5 protein-coding genes are annotated in these 3,334 nt (G+C 63.9%); all 5 read right to left on the reverse strand.

Going from position 1 to position 3,334, the window contains the following annotated elements:
- Positions 1 to 255: 255 nt before the first annotated feature.
- The gene (locus tag MKK63_RS17960; protein ID WP_244004154.1) at positions 256 to 495 is read right to left on the reverse strand and encodes a DUF6894 family protein; all 240 of its coding nucleotides are present in this window, start codon (positions 493 to 495) and stop codon (positions 256 to 258) included.
- Between the two features lie 215 nt (positions 496 to 710).
- Positions 711 to 983: a hypothetical protein gene (locus MKK63_RS17965; protein WP_243922457.1), complete on the reverse strand. Its 273-nt coding sequence runs from the start codon at positions 981 to 983 to the stop codon at positions 711 to 713.
- A 2-nt stretch (positions 984 to 985) separates the two neighbouring features.
- Positions 986 to 1,750 (reverse strand): Crp/Fnr family transcriptional regulator, encoded by a 765-nt coding sequence (locus MKK63_RS17970; protein ID WP_244004156.1) that lies wholly within the window; start codon positions 1,748 to 1,750, stop codon positions 986 to 988.
- Between the two features lie 481 nt (positions 1,751 to 2,231).
- Positions 2,232 to 2,495 (reverse strand): hypothetical protein, encoded by a 264-nt coding sequence (locus MKK63_RS17975; RefSeq protein WP_244004158.1) that lies wholly within the window; start codon positions 2,493 to 2,495, stop codon positions 2,232 to 2,234.
- 37 nt (positions 2,496 to 2,532) lie between these two features.
- Positions 2,533 to 2,955 carry a DUF2059 domain-containing protein gene (locus MKK63_RS17980; RefSeq protein WP_244004160.1) on the reverse strand — a complete coding sequence of 141 codons (423 nt, stop codon included), beginning with the start codon at positions 2,953 to 2,955 and terminating at the stop codon, positions 2,533 to 2,535.
- Positions 2,956 to 3,334 lie beyond the last annotated feature (379 nt).

The raw sequence follows: 3,334 nt of genomic DNA on the forward strand, positions 1-3,334 counted from the left end.
GCGACCTGGGCTGAATAAGGCCCAGGTCGGCGAAGCGCGCGCTTCCTTCGATACACCGCCCGCCCCGATGCCGGAGATCCAACCGCCGAATGCCGGCAACGATGATCCGCTAAGGGCACTTCACGAGGCTGTCGAGCGCGAGCTGCGGGTGGCGGGTTTGATCCGCTGAACGGCCACAAGGCCATCGCTGTCCTGCTGCCGGGTATCCCCGAGCCCGAGCACGTCGCGGAGGTGCGGGCGATCCTGAGTGCGCTGCTACCGGCTCAACCACGTCCCCGTGTATGTCATAGCCGCCAAGTAGACGGCTTGGCCTGTCTCGTCGGTCACCAGCACCGTGATGGCCTGGCGTTCACCGTCCTTCGGCACCTCAATGGCCGCGATCGATGAAACCGCCTTCTTGGCTTGCAGCACGGCAGCCTGGAGGTCGGCGCATTCGATGCCATCCTCATCGCGGTCAATGCGGCCGTCGTGGATGTCGAAGAAGTAGCGAGGCATGGTCTCTCCGCACGAGATGGGCGGGAGCACACAGGGTCTCACAAGCGCGGAATGCCGGAGGGTAGGACCGCGATAAAGCCACCATAAGACGGGATCATGAGATCACTACCAACATAAGTAGCGTCTCCGGCGAAGCTTGATCTGCGGTCCGGCTGCGGAAGGCGCGTATACGCGAACGGCGTAATCGCCGATCGCTGAGCCTGTCCCACGGCTTCTCAGCACGCATACCCTCGCACGCGCCGCCGCATCCAACGCGTTGCCTCTTCAAGGGTGTCGAACGTCGGCGCGCGCACACCGGCGAGCCGCCCTAATCCGACCTCCATGAACCAAGCCCCAGGCCGCTCGTGCTCCGGCGCGTCCAAACGGACGAGCACCGCCACGAGTAGCCCGTTGACCAGCACCAGCATGCCGGTTTGATCCGGGCTGCGCGTGTCGACGGAGATGGGCTGGAGGACGACCAGGGGCTCGACGTTGTCCTGAGCCGCCACCGCTACCCACCCTGGACGCTGCTCAGCCACGGCACCTGCCGGCGGCCACTCCAGCGCGCGTTCTTGAGGTGGAGGTAGTTGGGATTGAACCCGCAGTACGCCTTGAGCTGCTCGACATCGAGGATCGTCAGGACCCGGTGCTTCAGCGTGATGAGGTTGAGCCCCCGCAACGCCCGCAGCGTGCGGCTGACCTGCACGTCCGACAGGCCCATCGTGTCGGCGACATCGGTCTGGGTGAACGGGAACGCGTAGCTGTTGTCGGTGACACGCCCCACGGCTTCCAGGCGTTGCAGCAACTCGCAGAACAGGTGGGCGATCCGCTGATCGGCTTGACGGCTGCCGATGTTGACCAGCCACTCGCGCAGCACGGCCTCGTCCACGAGGGCGCACCACATCAGGGCCCGCGTCACCTGCGGGTGGTGCGCCGTGATCTCCTCGATGGCGGCCCGGGGGATCTCGACCGTTTTGCAAGGCGAGATCGTGCCGATGGAGTGATCCATCTGGTCGAGGATGAACACGTTCAGGTCGCAGAAGTCGCCCGGCACGAAGAAGGCCATGATCTGGCGCTGACCGTCCGGGAGCATCTTGTAGCGGCATGCGTAGCCGTCGAGGATGAGATGAACGTCGCTGGGCGTGTCGCCTTGCGAGATCAGGTCCGTCCGCGCTGACACATTCCGCACCCGTGGCACAAACGCCCGCAGCGCGGCGCGGTCGGCGTCGCTCAGTTCCTCGAAGCTTTCGAGCTTGCGGATCAGCGCATCTTGCATGGGACTATAGCAGCGAAAGGTCGTCTGCCTTCCTATGACCGGTGTAGAAGATAAACCTCGTCATAGGATGGATTGTTGCGGTTGGCAGCAGGCAAGTCACTGGAAATGTTGCAGCTGTCCACGTCTGACACACTGAGGCGGCGTCTAAGAACCTGGTCCAGGTGGACGTCCACATTCGCGGATGCAGCAGCCACTTAACGGACTGAAGTAGTAAGCCTGGCAACGCCTTCGAACCTGCCCGCGCCGCCAGATCCTCACTTCGCGTGCCAGTTTGAGGGGTGGGTGACCCCGCCGATCTCAACAACACGTGTTCCGAATACGAGTGCCCCCAATCCGACGACAGCCATGACCGCAAACAACCAGAACAACTGCATCGAGCGTTCCTCCTGATCGTCAACCATTCTCAGGTGGATTGTGCCCCCAGTGTGCGGAAGTGACTTTCGGCAGGAGCGAGCTATGGTCGAGCCGCGCCACAAAGGGATCAAGGCATAATTGGATGCGCTGACATCACAGCGGCCGCCAGCACGGTCCGGAACGCCTTCTCCTGGGGGCCTGAGCGGTCTACCGCTCCGAAAGCCGGTGTAGCATTCACCAGAGCCGTGATATCGATGCTGTGCCCGCTGGCAAACCGGTAGGGGCCGGCCGCCGGGTCCCGCAGGTAGAGGTCGATAGCTGCTACGATCTCCTGGCTAGTGATGATGCCCGCCTTGCGCAGGTCCGGGAGGGTCGAAGGTCCGGCCGGCATGTCGCGCTGATCATCCCCAAGGCTGGCCTGACTATGTTCAGCGTGGCTTCGGCTGACTGCCGGCTGCCCAGCCATGCGCTTGAACCGCTTTGACGATCTTGCCCTGCATCTCGGGCATCACCGACTGCATCCACTGCTGCATGCCCGTCAGCTGTACCTGCGCAAGCTGCGGCTGGGCGGCTGCGAGGTGCTTGCCGGCGGGGGTGGCGTAGAACGCCGCGATCGCCTGAAGGTCGTCCTTGCCAAGCACCGTAGCGAAGCCACGGGCCTGGATATCGAGGAGTTCGTCGTAGTGCGCAGTCAGGGTCGGTAGCACGACTTCCTGGACCAACACCTGCGCCTTGTCGGGCTCCTTGATGCCGATCTGCTGCATCATGCCGACCATGGGGCCAGCCATGGCACTTAGCGTCGCGGCGCGATCGCCTTGCATCTGCGCGACCGTCTCGCGTGCGACCTTCATCAGAGCCGGATCTGGCGCGGCTGCGGCAGCCGGCTGAGCTATGGCGGCGCAAGGCAACATGGCGCTGACAGACAGGCAGACGAGAACGGTTGAGAAGCGCATTAGCAGGCTGGCTCGCGTTGGTGCTGCGACCCGGCTCCATCACCGTCCGCACGTCGCAGCACCATAGCGTTGGCCGGATCGATGTCGACCACGAGCTGTCAGCGTTGACTTAACCGGGCCGCCCGGCCGACATGGGCTGTTCCGGCCTGGCCCGCCTTGGCGAGTCGAGAGCCGGCAATTCAGGAGACCATCGCCGCGAGATAGACCCTGAAAAGCCAACAGCCCCTTCCCGGCAAGGAAGAGGCTGCTGAAAATCCTGAGGCCTGGTGGGGCCGCG

This window comes from Methylobacterium sp. J-088, from assembly GCF_022829295.1.
In the GTDB taxonomy this organism is placed as follows: Bacteria; Pseudomonadota; Alphaproteobacteria; order Rhizobiales; family Beijerinckiaceae; genus Methylobacterium.

Bases quoted from the DNA above. Each gene is read 5' to 3' on its own strand.
- MKK63_RS17960 (WP_244004154.1), bottom strand. From the start codon at position 495: ATGCCTCGCTACTTCTTCGACATCCACGACGGCCGCATTGACCGCGAT.
- MKK63_RS17970 (WP_244004156.1), bottom strand. From the start codon at position 1,750: ATGCAAGATGCGCTGATCCGCAAGCTCGAAAGCTTCGAGGAACTGAGC.
- MKK63_RS17975 (WP_244004158.1), bottom strand. From the start codon at position 2,495: ATGCCGGCCGGACCTTCGACCCTCCCGGACCTGCGCAAGGCGGGCATC.
- MKK63_RS17980 (WP_244004160.1), bottom strand. From the start codon at position 2,955: ATGAAGGTCGCACGCGAGACGGTCGCGCAGATGCAAGGCGATCGCGCC.